Origin of the sequence: Pedobacter zeae (assembly GCF_014196715.1) — a bacterium.
Classification (GTDB): Bacteria; Bacteroidota; Bacteroidia; order Sphingobacteriales; family Sphingobacteriaceae; genus Pedobacter; species Pedobacter zeae.
This window is the reverse complement of the sequence record NZ_JACIEF010000001.1, coordinates 1308808-1328272: the sequence shown is the minus strand read 5'-3', so window position 1 is coordinate 1328272 and position 19465 is coordinate 1308808. Positions and strand designations below refer to the sequence as shown.

Below are 19465 nucleotides of genomic sequence, written 5' to 3'. Positions count from 1 at the left end.
TTTTTGTTTTTCCGGTCGCTGTCCCGGCTTTCAGGAGGCTGTACAGATAAAGTCTATTATACTAAAAAGCCACCGCCCAATAAATCATTGCCTTCATAAAATACAGCCGATTGACCGGGAGCAATGGCCGAAACATGATGATCGAACACTACGCGCATTTTATCTTTTTCCTGTACTATAGTGCTTAGCATGCCCGCATCTTTGTAACGTATTTTTGTAATAACATCATTCATGGGCTCCTCAATACTGGCATATTTAACCAGGTTTATATTGCGTACCATCGCTTCTTTACGTTCCAGTTCTTCAGCCCGGCCCAAAACTACCGTATTGCTTTCGGGAAGGATTTGGGTTACAAACATTGGCTCGCCGAATGCTATGCCCAGGCCTTTACGCTGCCCTATGGTGTAAAAAGGATAACCCTTGTGCTGTCCAACTACCATTCCATTGCTTAAAATGAAATTTCCGCCGGCAACCCTGTCTTCTAAATCTTCCACCTTATGCTTTAAGAATGCCCGGTAATCGTTATCAGGCACAAAACAGATTTCATAACTCTCCGATTTTTTGGCCAGTTCTTCCTGTCCCATATCCAGGGCCATCTGCCTGATTTCAGATTTGGCAAAACTACCTAAAGGGAATTTCGTTCTGGAGAGGTTTTCCTGGGAAACACCCCACAATACATAAGACTGATCTTTGTTTTCGTCTTTTCCCTTCGAAATTACATAACGCCCGTTATCTTGCTGGCGGATGTTGGCGTAATGTCCGGTGGCTATAAATTCGCAGTCGAGTTTATTGGCACGTTTCAAAAGTGCCTCCCATTTAATATGGGTATTGCACAATACGCAGGGGTTAGGCGTTCTTCCGGCAAGGTATTCATCCACAAAATTATCGATTACATAATCGCCAAATTCATCACGTATATCCAAAATATAGTGCGGAAAACCATAGTTTACAGCAAGTGTACGTGCATCGTTGATGCTGTCTAAAGAGCAACAGCCGGTTTCTTTACTGCTACCGCCAGAACTGGCATAATCCCAGGTCTTCATAGTTAAACCAATAACTTCATAACCCTGCTCATGCAACATTACAGCCGCTACCGAACTATCAACCCCGCCACTCATGGCAACCAGAATTCTACCGTGTTTACTCATCTTAAAAATATAAGGATGCAAAAATAAGGTTTATTTAGCTGAAATTATTTAAAGGAAGTCAGTTACTTGTAAAAAGCGGTTACTAAATGAGGTAGTTTATAAAAAGGAGTGCTAAGGAGGTTAATATTTTTTTGAAAATGAGCGGTTCTGCCTTAATGGCGGCCTGTAGTCCTGCTATCACTACAAATCCTCACTCATACTTCGCTCCGGGTTTTCCGTTCTATCAGGTTTATTGAACAAAAGTCAGGGGCATAAATCTGCGGGGTTTTCTGTAAAAAGAACGATGGTATTGAATTCGATAAACCCGGGCGGCCATGTTATCCCGATTTAAAGATCAGTTTCAATTGAAAAACATATTCAATACGGATTAAGCAGGAGTTGGGATTGCTGCAATCCACGAACCGCAGAAACTGTTTTTCAAATCTGCAGACTGTGATACCGCAATAAAATGTATCTTCAGGAATCTAAAATGTATTTTTTATTTTACTTAAACGTTTTAGTCTTGTGATTTATGCATATTTGAAGATAAATTTATACCTTAGAATTTTCAACAAAACAAGCTAATTTTAAACCAATATGATCAAAAAAGTTTTCCTGCCTTGTCTTTTGCTTTCATCGATGATGGCATCGGCACAGCAGAACCTGGTGCAGTATGTGAAGCCCATTATCGGCACCTCAAAAATGGGGCATACTTACCCCGGAGCAACCGTTCCCTTTGGTGCGGTGCAGTTAAGCCCTGAAACGGATACTTTATCTTACGAGGTAAATGGCAAATATAATGGTGATGTATATAAATATTGTGCAGGCTATAAGTACGAAGATAAAACCATTACAGGCTTTAGTCATACCCATTTTAGCGGCACTGGTCATTCTGACCTGGGCGATTTTCTTATTATGCCTACGCAGGGTAAATTACAGTTAAATCCCGGAGTGGCCTCAAATCCTAAGGGCGGCTACCGTTCTGCCTATTCGCATGCCAATGAAGTTGCTGAGGCAGGTTATTACAGGGTGAAGCTCGATGACGATAACATCACGGCAGAACTGACCTCAACCACAAGGGTAGGCATGCACCAGTATACTTTCCCTAAATCTGATCAGTCGCACATTATCCTCGATTTAATGGCAGGTATCTACAATTACGAAGATAAAACCGTGTGGACTTACGTTCGGGTGGTAAACGATACCCTGGTTACCGGTTACCGTCAAACCAATGGATGGGCCAGAACAAGAACTGTATATTTTGCAATGAGTTTCTCTAAACCTTTTAAAAGCTACGGCCGTAAAAGTTATGATCCTAAACAGGCATACAGGGGATTTTGGGGTAAATTTAACCAGGAACAGAACTTCCCGGAAATTGCAGGCAAAAAAATAAAAATGTTCTTTGATTTTGATACGCAGGAAGGAGAGAAGATCAAAATTAAATTTGCTTTATCGCCGGTTAGCCAGGAAAATGCCTTGCAGAATATGCGTGCAGAAATTTCGGGCTGGGATTTTGAGAAAGTAAAAGCACAGGCACAGGCAACATGGAACAAAGAACTGAACAAAATTCAGGTAAGCACTTCTAACGATAATAAAATAAACTTTTACACGGCTTTATATCATGCCAATATTAATCCGACCACCTATACGGATGTAAACGGTGAATATAAGGGGTTAGATCAGGGAATACATAAAGCAGACGGTTTCACCAATTACACCACGTTCTCTCTTTGGGATACTTATCGTGCACTACATCCTTTTTTTAATATTACACAGCCTTCACGTAGTAACGATATGGTGAAATCAATGTTGGCACATTACGATCAAAGCAGCCTGCACATGTTGCCGATCTGGTCGCACTATGCCAACGATAACTGGTGTATGAGTGGTTACCACAGTGTTTCGGTAATTTCTGATGCCATTATTAAAGGCACTTATACCGGTGATGCCAATAAAGCGTTGGATGCCTGCGTTGCCACAGCTAAACATCGCGATTATGAAGGAATTGGCTATTACATGGATAAAGGTTACATCCCTGCCGAAAAATCGGGAATTTCGGTTTCCAATAACCTGGAATATTCTTACGATGACTGGTCGATTGCGCAATTGGCGAAGAAATTGAACCGTATGGATATTTACGACGAATTTATTAAACGTTCAAACAACTGGAAAAACAACTATGACAGTGCTTCAGGGTTTATGCGTCCGAAATTGTCTGATGGTACTTTTAAAAAGTCATTTGATCCAAAAGATACCGAGGGGCAGGGTTTTATTGAGGGAAACAGCTGGAACTACAGTTTTTTCGTGCCGCAAGATCCGGCCTCGCTGATCGATCTGATGGGTGGTAAAAGGAAATTTGCCATGCGTTTAGATACTTTGTTCACCATGCATTTACCTGATGAGTTTTTTGCGCATACTGAAGATATTACCCGCGAAGGCATAATTGGTGGTTATGTACATGGAAATGAACCTGCGCACCACATTGTATATCTTTACAATTGGACCGATCAGCCCTGGAAAACACAGGCCCAGGTTCGCCACATCTTAAACATGCAGTATAAACCTACTGCTGATGGTTTAGGCGGAAATGATGATTGCGGACAAATGAGCGCCTGGTACATGTTCTCTTCATTAGGTTTTTACCCGGTAGCACCAGGTTCTGATGTATACGCTTTAGGTAGCCCATTGGTAAACCATGGCGTAATTAATCTGGAAAACGGTAAAACCTTTACGGTTGAAGCCATTAAACAAAGTGATAAAAATATTTACGTAGAGAAGGTTTTATTGAACGGAAAAGAAATTACCGATCATAAAATTAAACACGCAGATATCACCAACGGTGGAAAGCTTACTTTTTACATGAGCGCAAAACCTAAAAAATAATTTCTTCTCATCCTGTACCACAAATGCGCCGGCCATAGTAGCCGGCGTTTTGTTTTATGGTTCATTAGTCGATGGTTGATAGTCAAAAGCTATAATATACTCCGGTACTGCCGATTTCGGAATATTAACCTTAAATTAACTTATTCAGTAATGCTTAATGATAAAAGATAGCACCAAATCTTCAAAGCAAAATCACCAGACTACCGGCTACAATCATACTGCCACCAATTAATGTTTTAGCATCAATGGGTTCTTTTAAGATCAGAAAAGCCAGGCCCATTGCAATCGCTACGCTTAATTTATCAATCGGAGCTACTTTAGAAACATTTCCCGTTTCGAGGGCTTTAAAATAGAAAATCCATGATAATCCTGTTGCCAATCCAGATAATCCCAGAAATATCAGGTTGTTTTTACTCAAATTTTTAAGCTGGGAAATTTCTCCGGTTGCTAAAACAATGCCCCAGGCTATAAAAAGAATGACTATAGTTCTGATGGCTGTTGCCATATTTCCATTTACACCTTTTAGCCCAACTTTAGCTAAAATGGCTGTGGCAGCAGCAAACACAGCAGAAAGTATTGCATAAAATTTCCACATGATTTAATTTTTAATTCAAAATACAAAATATTTACGTATGAAGTAAAGCTTCTTATCCCAGGAATTTTTTAACGGGTTTGAATCAATTTAATTAAATATAAATTTTGATATCCGGATTATCTATCGTAATATTGCGATATAAATTATGGGACTTACCAAAACTGAAATCTTTACGGAAGAGCAGAATCAGATGGCAGCTTTACTAAAAGCGATGGCGCATCCGGCCAGGATAGCCATTCTTCAGCGTATCCTCAAATCCAACACCTGTATTTGTGGCGATCTGGTCGACGAATTGGGTTTAGCGCAGGCAACCATTTCACAACACTTAAAGGAGCTTAAGAATGCCGGCATTATACAAGGCACTATTGAAGGGGTAAGCGTTTGTTATTGTATAGAACCTAAAATGTGGAAATTGCTCCAAAACCAGTTGGAGGGTTTCTTCTCATCATACAAAGGCGAACAAAACTGCTGTTAAAATTTTTTACATCAATTAATCGTTAAATTGCAATATTATGATCAATACATTTTTAGATTGGAGCAGCTTCAAAGCTAAACTTCAACAACATCCCGAATCGTCACTGCAGTTCCAATATGCTACCGGTAAATGGGTAAATGCCAATTACCACATTACCGAAATTAAACAAGCGCCAATTACCTCTGTAGATTGTGGAGGTGTAATGAATACCTGGACAGAAATTATTGTTCAGTTATGGGAGCCGGCCGAAGCGGAAGAAGGCAGGGCCATGCAGGTTAAAAAAGCATTATCGATCATTGAGTTGGTAGAAAGCAAAATATTGTTAAGCCCAACCGGGATTGTGAAAATTGAATTCGGCAATTCTGAATTTGATACCAGGCAGATGTATCCTGGTGAATTTAAAGCTGATGGAAACAATCTGATCATAAACCTGACGCCCGATGCCACACAATGTAAGGCGATAAACCGCGGTGGAAGTTGTGGTACTACTGCAGCAGGTGAAGAATGTTGTGCACCTGCACAACCTGTAAAAAGAAAGATCGAATTGGTAAACCTGGCAGCCGGTCAAAATAGCTGTACACCGGGCAGTGGTTGTTGTTAATTACTTAAAATTTATATCAATGAAAAATGTGTTGGTACTCTGCACCGGTAACAGTTGCAGGAGTCAACTGGCAGAGGGGTATTTAAAATACTTTGCTCAAAACAGCGCAAAAATTTATAGCGCGGGTATCGAAGTGCATGGCGTTAACCCGAGGGCTATAAAAATAATGGCCGAAGATGGAATCGATATTTCCGGGCAAACGTCTAACAACATCGAAGAATATATTGATGTTCCTTTCGATTATGTGATTACCGTATGCGATCATGCCAAAGAAAATTGTCCGTATTTTCCAACTCAGGCAATAAAACTCCACCATAACTTTCCCGACCCGGCCAAAGCCGTAGGTACTGAAGCAGAAATTATGGCACAATTCAGAAGTACGAGAGATTTGGTTAAAGCTTACATCGAGAATTTTGTAAATGAAAATTTAAAAAAATAAGATGTCGGCAAATAATTGTACTCCGGTAGCTGAACGGAAACAGCTAGGTTTTTTGGACCGGTATTTAACGATCTGGATTTTCTTGTCGATGCTTTTAGGAGTAGCACTGGGCTTTTTATTTCCTTCCTCTGCTGTTTTGATCAATTCTTTTTCCAGTGGGAGCACAAACATTCCCTTAGCAATCGGATTAATGCTGATGATGTACCCACCCTTAGCAAAAGTGAATTACCAAAATCTGGGCGAAGTATTCAAAAACACCAGGGTATTAGGAGTTTCTTTGATTTTAAATTGGGTTATTGGCCCATTTTTAATGTTTTTTCTGGCGATTATTTTTTTACATGCTTATCCCGAATACATGGTTGGTTTAATTATGGTCGGCCTGGCAAGATGTATAGCAATGGTGGTAGTGTGGAATGAACTGGCAGACGGAAACCGCGAATATGCTGCCGGTTTGATTGCCCTCAACAGTATTTTTCAGGTATTGTTGTACAGTGTATTCGCCTATTTCTTTATCACCATTTTGCCACCTGTATTTGGTTTAAAAGGTTTAATGGTATCAATTTCAATTTTAGAGATTGCAAAAAGCGTAGGCATTTACCTGGGTATTCCGTTTGTATTAGGCATTTTAAGTCAAAAAATCCTCATTAAATGGAAGGGAGAAACATGGTTCCGCACAATCTTCATTCCTGCAATTTCGCCTGTAACGCTAATTGCTTTGCTATTTACCATTGTGGTGATGTTCAGTTTAAAAGGAGAACTGATTGTACAGATCCCGCTCGACGTGTTGAGGATCGCCTTACCTTTAATCATTTATTTTGTGATAATGTTTGTAATCAGTTTCTTCACAGGTAAATATTTTGGCGCTGATTATAGCAAAAGTACCGCTATTGCTTTTACCGCTACAGGAAACAACTTCGAATTGGCTATTGCTGTAGCCATTGGTGTATTCGGTATCCATTCAGGCCAGGCATTTGCCGGTGTAATTGGCCCTTTGGTAGAGGTTCCTGCTCTAATTGCTTTGGTAAATTTAGCGAAAGGGATCAGGAAGAGATATTTCAGTTAGAAGATAATCGTCATCTCGACTGAAGTGCGGCGAAATGCCCGCCCCTAAACGGGCGGGGAGAGATCCCTTTTGGTAGATTTAGCTTCGCTGAGCCTTCGGGTTCTCGGCTTCGTAGCACTCCGCTCGAAATGACGATCACTGGGCGGCTGTCATCATTTAATTATTCAATTTTAGCAATTGGATTTTGTGACGGCGACAGTTTCAAATTTTAAGCATTCACCTCATCAAAATTGGTGGCAGTTGCTAAATATTTCCAATTGGCCATATCTTTCTGTACATCTGCAATTTTTGCATCGGCAACCTGGTAAGCATCAGGTCCAAGAAATAAATGGAGCGGTGGATTTTCGCTTTTTGCAGCTTCAATAATCACCTCAGCTGCTTTGGCCGGATCGCCGGGCTGTTGGTTATTGATGTCGTTCTGGTGTGTGGCCTGCGATGCGCGTACTTCTTTGTAAGCCTCAATCGGTGCATTTGGCACAGCTAAAGATCCTTCAGTTAAAAATGCAGTCCTGAAATAACCCGGTTCTACAACTGTTGCTTTAATTCCCATTGATTTTACTTCAGCAGCCAGCGATTCGGTAAAGCCAGCTACCGCAAATTTAGTGGCGCAATAAATGCCGAAACCCGGGAAATTGCCTGAAAAGCCACCTATGGATGAAATATTAAAGATATGCCCAGATTGTTGTTTTCGTAACTGTGGAAGCACCTTTCTGATCACATTTAAGGAACCGAAAACGTTCACATCGAAATTTTGACGCGATTCCTTATCGCTTAACTCCTCCAACGCACCAAGCATGCCATAGCCCGCATTGTTTACTACCACATCTATCTGGCCAAATTTGGTGATGGTTTGGCTAACTGCTGTTTCTACACTGCTTTCGTCGATTAAATCAACACTTAAAGGTAAGAAGTTTTCATTTTCACCTACCGCTTTGATTAAATCGTTTAAATTTCTTGAAGTTGCGGCTACATTAAAGCCATTGTTTAATAATGTTTTTACTAAGGTAAGTCCCAGGCCTTTTGATGCGCCGGTTACCAACCATACTTTTTGATTTTTCATGATATTGTTTTTTAGAATGAAATGAATTATCGGGGTTGAATCCTGAAGTTTATCTGAGAATTTGTCACGTTGAGCTCGGCCTTTACTGAGCCTGACAAAAACACTTTAGACATTTTATGGCAGTTCCTTCAACAAGGCTTCGAATGACAATTCTGTAGTTACGAAACAACCTTTTTTCGCTTACTAATTCGCTTTTAGCATCTGATTAATTGTCGAAATCGGTTGAAATCGTGATGGCTTTCCAATCCTGAAACTCTTTTGTTAAAGCTTCTATCTTGTTACTTGCCCTCTGGAAAGCATCGTTACCTAACAGTAAATGAACCGGTGCGTTTGGCATACTGGCTAACGAGATCATGGCAGCGGCAGCTTTCTCAGGATCACCGATCTGCTGACCATCCATTTTCAGGTATTTGCTGTGTATCGCCCGTACTTCTTCATATTCGGCAATAGGGTTGGCTGCCAAAATTAACGAATCGGGGGTTAAGAAACTGGTTCTGAATGCACCGGGAGCCACAACCGTTACCTTTATACCAAATTCCTTAAGGTCTTCGGCCGATACTTCCGACAAAGCAATTACCGCCGATTTAGTTGCAGCATATATGGCCCAACCGGTTGCACCAGCGATGCCCGCAATTGATGCAATGTTAATGATGTGACCGGCCCGTTGTGCCCTTAAATAGGGGGTAACTTTTCTGATCACATTTAGTGTTCCAAAAACATTAACATCAAAACTAGTGCGTGTTTCGGCATCAGTCAATTCTTCAATGCTTCCCCCGATACCATAGCCCGCATTATTGATCACCACATCAATCCTTTCGAATTTTGCAATAGTGGCTTTTACTGCTTCCTCCACACTTTTTTCATCAGCCAGGTTAACGGCCAGTGGAAGAAATTTTCCCGCATCTGCATTTACTGCTTTCTTAAGTTCATCAATATTTCTTGAAGTGGCCGCAACAGATTGGCCAGCTTTAAGCAATTGGTTTACCAAACTTAATCCCAAGCCTTTTGATGCCCCGGTAATAAACCAAACTTTTTTCATGCCCATAGTTTTATCCTTTTTTGTTAAGACAAAATTAGGGTACCAATGAATTTATTTTATTACGTTAATCAAACCAATGATTACGAAATTCAAACAATTCGATAAGAAGTAGGAGTGTGGTTGGTCAGCTTTTTGAAAAAGTTGTTGAAATGAGTAGGTTCTTCAAATCCGAGGCAATAACCTATTTCTGATATGTTCCAGTCTGTATGCTTCAGTAAAGCTTTTGCTTCACTTAATAAACGTTCCGTAATATAATGGGTAGTCGTTTTACCTGTAGTTTCTTTTATTGCACGGTTTAAGTGGTTTACATGTATCGAAAGCTGCGACGCATAATCTTTGGCCGAGCGCATGGTAAACCTCTGACTGGTGGTTTCTATTGGAAATTGTCGTTCCAGTAATTCGGTAAAAACAGAAGTGATCCTGGTATTGGCATCGGTGTGTTTGAATAAATTCTCCGATGGCTCTGTTTTTAATGCAAAATGGGTAATTTCTGTTATATAGTTGCGGAGCAGATCATATTTGTAAATATAATCGGTATTAATTTCCTCAAACATTTTAGCAAAAATTGCCTCTATCTGCCTGTCCTGCTGTTCATTCAGGATGTATGCAGGTTTCCCGCCAGGCGTAAACATCGGCAGATCGCCAATGTTTCCACGGATCTTTTCAGTAAAAAAAGCTTCGGTAAAAATACAGAAATAGCCTGTTACCTCACTTTGTTTGCCACTTGCAAGCTCCCAGGTATAGGGCACCAGCGGATTGAAGAAAATTAAAGCCGTGCCGTTAATCTCGATACTCTTATCGGCATAGTGGTAAACATTATGTCCGCGCGTAAGACAGATTTTATAATAATCCCTGCGGTTATAACTCATTGGCTTAGTATCATCGCGCAAGCAATCTTCCAGTTTAAAAACATTAAAATGGCCTACGCCATTCTGCAGGTTATCCGGGAGGAATTTAAATTTGTTCTGATAAAAATCTTCAATGGTTTCTGGCTTGTTCATGCATCAAAGTTACAAAATTCAAACGGAATACAAATTTATACCAATAATGAAAGCAAGGGTTACCATGAAAAGGAGATTGCGATGATAAAAATAGTTGCATTTAATATACCGATTGGTATATATTTGCTTCGTCAATTTTAAATGATCATGACCAAGGCAGAAAAAACCAGAAATTTCATTGTAGAGAAAACAGCACCCATTTTTAATATGAAAGGTTATGCAGGTACTTCTTTAAATGATATAACTGCGGCTACTGGTTTAACCAAAGGCAGTATCTATGGAAATTTTGCCAATAAGGATGAAGTAGCCCTGGCTGCTTTCGATTATAACCTAAAAACAGTCTCATCCAGGATAGACGCTGAAATGGATAAACAGGCCAGCATCAAAGAGAAATTATTGGTTTACATCATGATTTATCAAAATTTTCTTAGCGGCACAGTAACGGAAGGTGGCTGCCCGATTTTAAATACCGCCATTGACGCCGATGATACCCATCCGGCACTAAGAGCGAGAGCAGTAAAGGCAGTGATGGGCTGGAAAAATAAGATTATTAAACTGATTGAAACGGGTATTGCTAACAAAGAAATCAGTGCAGATCACAATCCGGAGCAGGTTGCGCTCACGGTTATTGCCATAATAGAAGGCGGAATTATGATCTCCAGGTTAACAGCAAAGCCTTCACATTGGGATTTAATTATGGATTCGTTAAAAAAATACGTGAACAGCCTGAGCTAAAAAATTTTAACCAAAAATATACCGATTGGTATTTTAATATGAAAAGAAGCAGAACAATCACCTGGAACGACCCCATGGAGGGCGCAAAAGAAGCCATGAAGATGGATGGAATTGCTTATTTACAGGCCATGAGCGATCATAAACTTCCTTTGCCACCGCTTCTGTATACATTAGACTTTAGTGTTAGCCAGATTGAAGCGGGAAACGTAGTTTTTGAATTTACACCTCAGGAATTTCACTACAACCCGATCGGCACCGTGCATGGTGGGGTAATCACTGCTATTTTAGATTCGGCTATGGGCTGTTCGGTCCATTCGCTTTTACCTGCCGGTAAAGGCTATACCACTTTAGAGCTGAAGGTAAATTTCCTGAAAGCCATTACCATAAAAACCGGCAAACTAAAAACCCTGGGTAAGGTGATCAACCTGGGTGGCCGGACCGCATTGATAGAAGCCCAATTGCTTGATGAAAATAATGCAGTTTACGCTCACGCGGTGAGCACCTGTTTAATCTTAAAATTTTAAAAAAATATAAAAAATGAAAACTTCAAAAAATACCGTTTTATTGATCGGCGGAACAGCTGGTATCGGTTTAGAAATTGCAAAACAGTTAACCGCTCTGGATAATCATGTCATTATTACCGGCAGAAACCAAAACAGGCTGGATGCGGCAGCTGCATCATTACAAAATGTAACGACTATTCTTTCTGATGTGAGCAAAGCTGATGATGTAGAGCAGTTGGTAAACCGAATCAAAGCTGAATTTCCTCAATTGAATATCGTGATCAATAATGCGGGTAGGGCAATTCTTTACAATCTGGCCGATCCAAACCAGGATGCTTTTACTAATGCGCAAGATGAAATGTTAACCAATTATTTATCAATCATCAGGATTAACCAAAAGTTATTGCCTGTTTTGTTAGCACAGGAATCATCTGCAATTGTTAATGTCTCATCAATTGTGGCTTATGTTCCGGGAATAAGTTTGCCTACTTATGCAGCCAGTAAAGCCGCACTTCATTCGTATAGTACTTCATTAAGATTAAGTTTAGAAGAAACTCCTGTAAAGGTTTTCGAATTGATGCCTCCGTTGGTAGATACTGAATTTTCAAAAGAAATCGGTGGACACAATGGTATCAAACCATCTGTTGTAGCAGATGATTTATTGGCTGCATTGGCCAATGACGAATATGAAATCAGGGTAGGCGATACGGCAAAGATTTACGAATTGTTCAGGCAGTCGCCCATTGATGCTTTAAATGTAATGAATGCGAGCAGAAAAGCTGCGATTGATGCTATTCAGCATTAACCTTAAAATCAGGCAAGGATTTCCTTTGCTTTTATTATGACATTTTTCACCGCAGGAATGTTTACTTTCGCGGCAATAAGTGTAAAAAGCTCAAATGATCAAACTTATTACATTGTGTGGTTATTTGAGCTTCGTGACTAAAAAAAATAAAATGAAAAGAGTAGTAGTAACAGGTTTGGGCGCTATAACCCCGCTTGGCAATACTGTTGAGCAGTTTTGGCAACAGATTTTAGCTGGTAAAAGCGGTATTGGCCCGATTACAAAATTTGACCCGGCTAAATTTAAAACGCAATTTGCAGGCGAAGTAAAGGATTTTAATCCTGAAGAATACCTGGAGAAAAAAGAAATTAAAAAGTACGACCTTTTTACCCAATATGCGATTGGCTCGAGCGATCAGGCGATAAAAGATGCAGGATTGGATTTCGGCAATATGAGCAACGATCAGCTAGCCGAAGTTGGGGTAATCTGGGCAACAGGGAACGGCGGTATCGGTACTTTTGAATCGCAACTGGAAGAATTTCATGCCGGAGACGGAACGCCGCGGTTTAACCCTTATTTCATTCCGAAAATGATTGTTGATATTGCCGCCGGTGCTATTTCTATCCGCCATAAACTACGCGGACCAAATTATTGTACGGTTTCGGCATGTGCTTCATCAAATACTGCAATTATTAATGCATTTGATACCATTCGTTTAGGTAAGGCAAACGTCATGATCGCAGGTGGTTCGGAAGCGGCTCTGACCAAATCATCAGTCGGTGGATTTAATGCAGCCCAGGCTTTATCTAAAAATAATGAAGATCCGAAAGGCGCATCTAAACCGTTTGATAAAGACAGGGATGGATTTGTGATGAGCGAAGGTGCTGGGGCCCTGGTTTTAGAAGAGCTGGAACATGCTTTACAACGTGGTGCGCATATTTATGCTGAAATTGTTGGTGGTGGAATGGCTGCAGATGCCTATCACCTTACCGGAACGCCACCTGATGGGATAGGTGCTGCTCTGGGAATGACAAAAGCGTTGAACGATGCTGGCATTACTGCAGATAAAATCGATTATATTAATGCTCATGCTACTTCAACCGGATTAGGCGATTTAAGTGAATTACAGGGGATTAATACTGTTTTTAATGGGCTACCTGTGGTAATTGGTGCAACTAAATCCATGACAGGTCATTTATTAGGGGCTGCCGGTGCCGTTGAGAGTTTAATCAGTGTTTTATCCATCAGGGATAATGTAATTCCGCCTACCATTAACACTAAAAATCTTGACGAAAATATTCCGGAAGGACTAAACATAGTATTGGCTGAACCGATTAAAAAAGAAATTAATTATGTGCTGAATAACACTTTTGGTTTCGGTGGGCATACGGCAAGTACTATTTTTAAAAAGTATAAAGCTTAGTAGCTTATACATTAATTTGATTGACAGGCCTTAGTATATACTAGGGCCTTTTTTGTAACGGTTCCTTATGGTTGTCCCTCATCTGACAGCTATCCTAAAGGAATAATGAAATGATACAAAAAAGCACAGATAAAAATTATTTATCTGTGCTTATTCTTTGATTTACAATGTGTTTGCACACACTATAGTAAAACTATGCCTGCAAATCAGCCATTATTGCTTTAATCTTTTCTCCAAGCTGAGCATTAACAGTATCAAAATCTTTTCTGTCAGCTAAAGGTGCGTTAACACTGCAATAGAATTTAATTTTTGGTTCCGTACCGCTCGGACGTGCAGAAACAATGCTGCCATCTTCGGTAATAAACTGTAAAACGTCAGAAGTTGGATAATCCAATTTGGTTACTTTCCTCGTTGCTAAATCAGTTTCCTGGCTTAGTTCGTAATCTTTCAATACTGAAACTTTCGATCCGCCTAAACTCGCGGGCGGATTTTCCCTGAATTTAACCATCATGGCTTTAATTTCTTCGGCACCTGATTTACCTTTTTTGGTGAGCGAAACCAGGTCTTCCTTATAAAGGCCATATTCTACATACATATCCAGCAATGCATTATATAAACTTGCACCTTTATCTTTGTAATAGGCTGTCATTTCTGAAATGAACGCAGCAGAAACCACGGCATCCTTATCGCGTACCAAATCGCCGATCAGGTAACCGTAACTCTCTTCTCCGCCACCGATAAAATATTTTTTACCTTCCAGCTCTGTCATTAACTGGCCAATGTATTTAAATCCGGTTAAAGTATTATAATAGGTTACATTTTTCTTTTTGGCAATCTCTTCGATCAGGTTGGAAGTTACAATGGTTTTTACAATAAACTGGTTACCATCCAATTTACCGCTGTCTTGCCAGGCTGATAACAAATAATTGATCAATAAACTACCGGTTTGGTTACCATTAAGCAATACCCATTCGCCATTATTATCCTTTACTGCAATACCTACACGGTCAGCATCCGGATCAGTTGCCAATACCAGGTCGGCATCAATTTCTTTTGCCTTGCCCATTGCTAATGTTAAAGCTTCTTTTTCTTCCGGGTTAGGGTATACCACGGTAGGGAAATTTCCATCCGGCTCGCTCTGTTCTTCCACAATGGTTACATTGGTAAAACCGAATTGCTTAAGCGCCTTCGGTACCAGGGTGATACCCGTTCCATGAATAGGAGAGTATACAATTTTTAAATCGTGCTGTCTTTTAATAGCCTCAGGAGAAATAGAAAGTGCAGTAATGCCATCAAGGTAAGCTTTATCTACATCCTCGTCAATGACTTGGATATTGGCATCTACACGGTCAAATTTTACCTCGTCGATACTTTTAATTTTGTTTACCTCATCGATCACCAGTTTATCATCAGGAGAAGTAAACTGGCCGCCATCGGCACCATAAGCCTTATAGCCGTTGTATTCTTTAGGGTTATGTGATGCCGTTAACATCACCCCGCTTTTACAACCAAAATAACGCACCGCGAATGACAGTTCTGGTGTTGGCCTTAAAGCAGAAAAGAAATAAACCTGGATGCCGTTTGCCGAAAAAACATCTGCCGTAATTTTAGCAAAATAATCAGAATTATTACGGCTATCATGCGCAATGGCTACGCTGATTTTTTCACCGGGATATTTGTTGTTCAAATAATTGGCAAGCCCTTGTGTAGCCGTACCAACGGTATATTTATTGATTCGGTTAGAACCCGCGCCCATAATGCCGCGTAAACCACCTGTTCCAAATTCTAAACTTTTATAAAATGCATCAGTTAATTCGGTAGTTGCATTTTTATCTACAAGGGCCTGTATCTCTGCCTTGGTATTTTCATCATAATTTCCAGTTAACCACTGATTGATTGTGGCTTGTGTTGATTGGTCAATTGCCTGCATTGAGCTGTTTATTTAATTTAATTTCTGGTGTTGAACAAATTTTAACGGATGATGTTTGGTTTAAAGCCATTTATTTCTATGCATCCAAATTTTATTTTGTTGAGGGTGTTGCTTTTAAGTTGCTTTTGCTTATTTTCACGCCCCGATACAATAATAAAGAAAATTACATATTCCAGTATTAAAAATGAAAATATTAAAATTTGGGGGTACTTCTGTAGGTAGTCCCGAGCGCATGACGAAGTTGTTGGATATTATTAATCCAAATGAAGAGCAGATTGTAGTTTTATCAGCCGTGTCTGGTACTACAAATAGTTTAGTAGAAATTGCAAATTATTTTTTAGCTGGAGATAAGAAGAAGGGAAGCGAGTGTGTCGAAAATCTGTATCAAAAATATAAAACTTTTGTTGTGGAGTTATTGCCTGCTGCCGGGTTCCAGGAGCAGGGAAATGAAGTGATCGATTATCATTTCGGTTTCCTGGCCGGATTGGCGAACGATATTTTCACCTCAGTTGAAGAAAAAGTAGTGTTGGCACAGGGCGAGCTATTGTCTACCACGTTATACCATATTTATTTAAAATCAATCGGTGTTTCATCGGTATTGTTGCCAGCACTAGATTTTATGAAAACAGATGAAGACAATGAACCCGATATTCCTTTTACCACCAAACACTTAACACCTTTGCTTGAGCAGCATAAAGGCAATAAACTGTTCATTACACAGGGGTACATCTGTCGTAACAGTTTTGGCGAAGTAGATAACCTACGCCGTGGGGGCAGCGATTATACCGCATCATTATTGGGTGCGGCAATTCTGGCCGAGGAAGTTCAGATCTGGACAGATATTGATGGCATGCACAACAACGATCCGCGGATTGTGAAAGGGACTAAACCTATTGCCCAGTTATCGTTCGACGAAGCCGCCGAGCTGGCTTATTTTGGAGCAAAGATTTTGCATCCACAATCGGTTTTCCCGGCACAGAAATATAAAATCCCGGTTCGTTTATTAAACACCATGGAACCTTCAGCGGCAGGTACTTTAATTACCCACGACAGCGAGAAAGGTAAGATTAAATCAATCGCTGCTAAAGACGGCATTACGGCAATCCGTATCCAATCAAGCAGGATGTTACTGGCTTATGGCTTTTTACGACGTGTTTTTGAGGTTTTTGAACGCTATAAAACCCCGATTGATATGATTACCACTTCGGAGGTTGCCGTATCATTAACGATTGATGAAACGGCTCATTTGCCACAGATTATCGAAGAACTGGAAAGCTTCGGAACAGTTGAAGTCGATACCGACCATAGCATTGTATGCGTGGTGGGCGATTTCGGTTCGGAGAAACACGGTTTTGCCAGCAGGGTTTTGGAAGGCTTAAAACACATTCCGATCCGTATGATTTCTTACGGGGGAAGCAACTATAATGTATCGCTTCTGATTTTGAGCGAGTATAAAACCGAGGCATTAAGAAGCCTCCATAACCGCTTATTCGAATAAGAGGAAAAAGGCTCCCATAACAACCAGCAGGCCGATCAGGAAATGAAAAGCCAAAAAGCTTGCTGGTAACAGTCCATTTTTATGCTTTTTGTAGGAATTGAATAACCCTGCAGAAAGAATAAGGATAATAAATAGGGCAGCCGCTATCTTCATTTTTTGATAAATAAAAGAAACAATACAATAAAGAGTAAAACAATAAAAAACCTGATTTTTCCATTGTATTGCTTCCGGGTAATTCTTCCATGCTTTAAATCCAGGTAGTTACCTAAATAAATTAGCCCAAAGAATAAAATTAAAATTATAATAAGGAATCTGAACATGTTCGCCGATAAAGATATATCAAAGTTTAACAATATTGAAACACCTTTTTACTACTATGATACCGATCTGTTACAGGAAACCTTGCACACCTGTGCCACTGCAGCAGCTCCGTATAAATTCCATATCCACTATGCATTAAAGGCAAATTTCAATGCTGTACTGTTAAACCAGATCAAAGAAATCGGTTTCGGTGCCGATTGTGTGAGTGCAGGAGAGGTGAGAAGGGCCGTTGAGGTTGGTTTCGACAATAAAAAAATCGTATTTGCCGGGGTAGGCAAATCAGATAAAGAAATAAATGAAGCGCTTGATCTTGACATTTTCTGCTTTAATGTAGAATCTATCCAGGAACTGGCAGTACTTAACGAACTTGCCGGTAAAAAAGGTAAAATTGCCCAGGTTGCCATCCGCATCAATCCTAACGTTGATGCCCATACCCACCACAACATTACCACCGGCCTGGACGAAAATAAATTCGGGATTAACTCCTGGGACCTGCCAGAGTGTGCTGAAACTTTAAACGCTTCGCCGAACCTGAAATTTATAGGTATCCACTTTCATATCGGTTCGCAGATTACCAACCTCGATGTATATAAAAACCTTTGTGTACGGGTAAACGAATTCGCTGCATGGTTTGAAGATAAAGGATTTAGCCTTAAAGTATTAAACGTTGGCGGCGGCTTAGGTATCGATTATTACCATCCTGATCACCAAATTCCTGACTTTAAATCTTATTTTAAGATTTTTAACGAGTTTTTGACGGTTAAACCTGGCCAGGAAGTACATTTCGAGCTGGGAAGAGCATTGGTAGGTCAATCGGCTTCATTAATTACGCGGGTACTGTACATTAAAAACGGAAAGAAGAAGAATTTTGTCGTTTTAGATGCAGGTATGACCGAATTGATGCGCCCAGCCTTATATCAGGCTTACCATAAAATCGAGAATCTTTCAAAAACTCCAAACTCCAAACTCCAAACCCCAAACTTGATTAAGTATGATATAGTGGGGCCAATCTGTGAAAGTACCGATTGTTTTGGCAAAGAAGTAGAACAACCTGAATCATTCAGAGGCGATATTTTCGCGATCCGCAGTGCAGGTGCTTATGGAGAAGTAATGGCATCAAAATATAACCTAAGAGATGCGATAAGATCCGTTTATAGTTACGAGATATAATTACCATTCTAAAAAGGTCGTCATTTCGAGCGGAGTGCAACGAAGTCGGGAAATCTATTCTGGCAGATCTCTCCGCTTTACTGCGTTCCGGTCGAGATGACGATTTTTTCTTTCAATCAGATCGTCTCCAAATACAGTTTCTGAAGATCAACGGCCGAAATATCCTTGGCTTCCAATGTATGCATCAGCGTTCCCTGTCGCATAATCCCAATCCTGGTTCCCACATTAACGGCATTAAAAATATCATGTGTGGCCATAAAAACACTTCTGCCATCACGAGAAAGCTGTTTTACAATTTCGCTAAACTCATCGGTCGCTTTGGGATCCAGGCCACTTGTAGGTTCATCCATTAAAATAACCTTCGCATTTTTAGCCACAGCAATGGCAATCCCTACTTTTTGCCTCATTCCTTTACTATATTGGCCTACTCTTTTATGGAAAGCTTCGGGTTGCAAACCAGCCTTAAGCAAAAATGCTTCAAGCTCATTTATGGTGTAGCTGTAACCTGCAATACGGCTAAAAAAATCGAGGTTTTCTATGCTGCTCAGGTGACCATAAAGCATAACCACTTCCGGGATATAGGCTAAAAACTGTTTGGTTTGTGCATTGTTAGGGCTAACCAATATATTGTTTATCCTGGCTTCGCCACTGCTGGCTGCCGTGAAACCCAGAAAAAGGTTGATGGTAGTGGTTTTACCTGCTCCGTTCTGTCCAAGCAAACAAAATACTTCCCCAGCTTCTACTTTTAAATTCAGGTTGTTTAGCGCAACATGCTCCTGGTACTTTTTGGTTAATCCAATGGCTTCTAACATATGAAA

At 40.3% G+C, this 19465-nt stretch carries 18 protein-coding genes; 11 read left to right on the top strand and 7 right to left on the bottom strand.

Going from position 1 to position 19465, the window contains the following annotated elements:
* Window positions 1–56 precede the first annotated feature (56 nt).
* A complete protein-coding gene (gene mnmA / locus GGQ60_RS05595; protein WP_183760685.1) occupies window positions 57–1148 on the bottom strand; it encodes a tRNA 2-thiouridine(34) synthase MnmA in 1092 nt (363 codons plus the stop codon).
* Window positions 1149–1724: 576 nt separating this feature from the next.
* Here mnmA and GGQ60_RS05590 point away from each other — a divergent pair.
* Entirely contained in the window at window positions 1725–4010 is a 2286-nt protein-coding gene (locus GGQ60_RS05590) for a GH92 family glycosyl hydrolase (protein WP_221235882.1), read from the top strand.
* A 181-nt stretch (window positions 4011–4191) separates the two neighbouring features.
* Here GGQ60_RS05590 and GGQ60_RS05585 read toward each other — a convergent pair whose 3' ends face one another.
* The gene (locus GGQ60_RS05585) at window positions 4192–4605 is read right to left on the bottom strand and encodes an EamA family transporter (protein WP_183760683.1); all 414 of its coding nucleotides are present in this window, start codon (window positions 4603–4605) and stop codon (window positions 4192–4194) included.
* Between the two features lie 145 nt (window positions 4606–4750).
* Between GGQ60_RS05585 and GGQ60_RS05580 the strand changes: the two genes are divergently transcribed.
* The 4 genes from GGQ60_RS05580 to arsB are packed head-to-tail and all read left to right on the top strand — an operon-like array spanning window position 4751 to window position 7183.
* Window positions 4751–5080, top strand: a complete 330-nt coding sequence (locus tag GGQ60_RS05580; protein WP_183760681.1) for an ArsR/SmtB family transcription factor — start codon at window positions 4751–4753, stop codon at window positions 5078–5080.
* A 37-nt stretch (window positions 5081–5117) separates the two neighbouring features.
* Window positions 5118–5681, top strand: a complete 564-nt coding sequence (locus GGQ60_RS05575) for a DUF6428 family protein (protein ID WP_183760679.1) — start codon at window positions 5118–5120, stop codon at window positions 5679–5681.
* Window positions 5682–5700: 19 nt separating this feature from the next.
* A complete protein-coding gene (locus GGQ60_RS05570; protein WP_183760677.1) occupies window positions 5701–6120 on the top strand; it encodes an arsenate reductase ArsC in 420 nt (139 codons plus the stop codon).
* Between the two features lies 1 nt (window position 6121).
* Window positions 6122–7183 carry an ACR3 family arsenite efflux transporter gene (gene arsB, locus GGQ60_RS05565; RefSeq protein ID WP_183760675.1) on the top strand — a complete coding sequence of 354 codons (1062 nt, stop codon included), beginning with the start codon at window positions 6122–6124 and terminating at the stop codon, window positions 7181–7183.
* Window positions 7184–7391: 208 nt separating this feature from the next.
* Here the strand turns inward: arsB and GGQ60_RS05560 are convergent, their stop codons facing one another.
* From GGQ60_RS05560 to GGQ60_RS05550, 3 genes are all read right to left on the bottom strand, one after another.
* Entirely contained in the window at window positions 7392–8243 is an 852-nt protein-coding gene (locus GGQ60_RS05560; protein ID WP_183760673.1) for an SDR family oxidoreductase, read from the bottom strand.
* A gap of 205 nt (window positions 8244–8448) precedes the next feature.
* Window positions 8449–9282: an SDR family NAD(P)-dependent oxidoreductase gene (locus GGQ60_RS05555; RefSeq protein ID WP_308421184.1), complete on the bottom strand. Its 834-nt coding sequence runs from the start codon at window positions 9280–9282 to the stop codon at window positions 8449–8451.
* An 89-nt stretch (window positions 9283–9371) separates the two neighbouring features.
* Complete coding sequence (locus GGQ60_RS05550) at window positions 9372–10283, bottom strand: helix-turn-helix domain-containing protein (protein WP_183760670.1); 912 nt, start codon at window positions 10281–10283, stop codon at window positions 9372–9374.
* A 147-nt stretch (window positions 10284–10430) separates the two neighbouring features.
* Between GGQ60_RS05550 and GGQ60_RS05545 the strand changes: the two genes are divergently transcribed.
* From GGQ60_RS05545 to fabF, 4 genes are all read left to right on the top strand, one after another.
* Window positions 10431–11018: a TetR/AcrR family transcriptional regulator gene (locus GGQ60_RS05545; RefSeq protein ID WP_183760668.1), complete on the top strand. Its 588-nt coding sequence runs from the start codon at window positions 10431–10433 to the stop codon at window positions 11016–11018.
* Window positions 11019–11056: 38 nt separating this feature from the next.
* A complete protein-coding gene (locus GGQ60_RS05540) occupies window positions 11057–11542 on the top strand; it encodes a PaaI family thioesterase (protein WP_183760666.1) in 486 nt (161 codons plus the stop codon).
* Between the two features lie 13 nt (window positions 11543–11555).
* Window positions 11556–12326: an SDR family oxidoreductase gene (locus tag GGQ60_RS05535; RefSeq protein ID WP_183760664.1), complete on the top strand. Its 771-nt coding sequence runs from the start codon at window positions 11556–11558 to the stop codon at window positions 12324–12326.
* A 151-nt stretch (window positions 12327–12477) separates the two neighbouring features.
* The gene (gene fabF / locus GGQ60_RS05530; RefSeq protein WP_183760662.1) at window positions 12478–13728 is read left to right on the top strand and encodes a beta-ketoacyl-ACP synthase II; all 1251 of its coding nucleotides are present in this window, start codon (window positions 12478–12480) and stop codon (window positions 13726–13728) included.
* A gap of 193 nt (window positions 13729–13921) precedes the next feature.
* Here fabF and GGQ60_RS05525 read toward each other — a convergent pair whose 3' ends face one another.
* On the bottom strand, window positions 13922–15658 hold the full coding sequence (locus tag GGQ60_RS05525) for a phospho-sugar mutase (protein ID WP_183760660.1): 1737 nt from the start codon (window positions 15656–15658) through the stop codon (window positions 13922–13924).
* Window positions 15659–15842: 184 nt separating this feature from the next.
* On the opposite strand from GGQ60_RS05525, the gene GGQ60_RS05520 reads away from it, so the two are divergent.
* Together GGQ60_RS05520 and lysA are read left to right on the top strand one after the other, a co-directional pair.
* Entirely contained in the window at window positions 15843–17156 is a 1314-nt protein-coding gene (locus GGQ60_RS05520; protein WP_183760658.1) for an aspartate kinase, read from the top strand.
* 318 nt (window positions 17157–17474) lie between these two features.
* Window positions 17475–18647 carry a diaminopimelate decarboxylase gene (gene lysA, locus GGQ60_RS05515; protein ID WP_183760656.1) on the top strand — a complete coding sequence of 391 codons (1173 nt, stop codon included), beginning with the start codon at window positions 17475–17477 and terminating at the stop codon, window positions 18645–18647.
* A 116-nt stretch (window positions 18648–18763) separates the two neighbouring features.
* Here lysA and GGQ60_RS05510 read toward each other — a convergent pair whose 3' ends face one another.
* Window positions 18764–19459, bottom strand: coding sequence for an ABC transporter ATP-binding protein (locus GGQ60_RS05510; protein WP_183760654.1), 696 nt, complete (start codon window positions 19457–19459; stop codon window positions 18764–18766).
* Between the last annotated feature and the right edge of the window lie 6 nt (window positions 19460–19465).

Excerpts from the sequence above, each read along its gene's own strand:
- mnmA (WP_183760685.1), bottom strand. The coding sequence starts at position 1,148 with ATGAGTAAACACGGTAGAATTCTGGTTGCCATGAGTGGCGGGGTTGAT.
- GGQ60_RS05590 (WP_221235882.1), top strand. The coding sequence starts at position 1,725 with ATGATCAAAAAAGTTTTCCTGCCTTGTCTTTTGCTTTCATCGATGATG.
- GGQ60_RS05585 (WP_183760683.1), bottom strand. The coding sequence starts at position 4,605 with ATGTGGAAATTTTATGCAATACTTTCTGCTGTGTTTGCTGCTGCCACA.
- GGQ60_RS05580 (WP_183760681.1), top strand. The coding sequence starts at position 4,751 with ATGGGACTTACCAAAACTGAAATCTTTACGGAAGAGCAGAATCAGATG.
- GGQ60_RS05575 (WP_183760679.1), top strand. The coding sequence starts at position 5,118 with ATGATCAATACATTTTTAGATTGGAGCAGCTTCAAAGCTAAACTTCAA.
- GGQ60_RS05570 (WP_183760677.1), top strand. The coding sequence starts at position 5,701 with ATGAAAAATGTGTTGGTACTCTGCACCGGTAACAGTTGCAGGAGTCAA.
- arsB (WP_183760675.1), top strand. The coding sequence starts at position 6,122 with ATGTCGGCAAATAATTGTACTCCGGTAGCTGAACGGAAACAGCTAGGT.
- GGQ60_RS05560 (WP_183760673.1), bottom strand. The coding sequence starts at position 8,243 with ATGAAAAATCAAAAAGTATGGTTGGTAACCGGCGCATCAAAAGGCCTG.
- GGQ60_RS05555 (WP_308421184.1), bottom strand. The coding sequence starts at position 9,282 with ATGAAAAAAGTTTGGTTTATTACCGGGGCATCAAAAGGCTTGGGATTA.
- GGQ60_RS05550 (WP_183760670.1), bottom strand. The coding sequence starts at position 10,283 with ATGAACAAGCCAGAAACCATTGAAGATTTTTATCAGAACAAATTTAAA.
- GGQ60_RS05545 (WP_183760668.1), top strand. The coding sequence starts at position 10,431 with ATGACCAAGGCAGAAAAAACCAGAAATTTCATTGTAGAGAAAACAGCA.
- GGQ60_RS05540 (WP_183760666.1), top strand. The coding sequence starts at position 11,057 with ATGAAAAGAAGCAGAACAATCACCTGGAACGACCCCATGGAGGGCGCA.
- GGQ60_RS05535 (WP_183760664.1), top strand. The coding sequence starts at position 11,556 with ATGAAAACTTCAAAAAATACCGTTTTATTGATCGGCGGAACAGCTGGT.
- fabF (WP_183760662.1), top strand. The coding sequence starts at position 12,478 with ATGAAAAGAGTAGTAGTAACAGGTTTGGGCGCTATAACCCCGCTTGGC.
- GGQ60_RS05525 (WP_183760660.1), bottom strand. The coding sequence starts at position 15,658 with ATGCAGGCAATTGACCAATCAACACAAGCCACAATCAATCAGTGGTTA.
- GGQ60_RS05520 (WP_183760658.1), top strand. The coding sequence starts at position 15,843 with ATGAAAATATTAAAATTTGGGGGTACTTCTGTAGGTAGTCCCGAGCGC.
- lysA (WP_183760656.1), top strand. The coding sequence starts at position 17,475 with ATGTTCGCCGATAAAGATATATCAAAGTTTAACAATATTGAAACACCT.
- GGQ60_RS05510 (WP_183760654.1), bottom strand. The coding sequence starts at position 19,459 with ATGTTAGAAGCCATTGGATTAACCAAAAAGTACCAGGAGCATGTTGCG.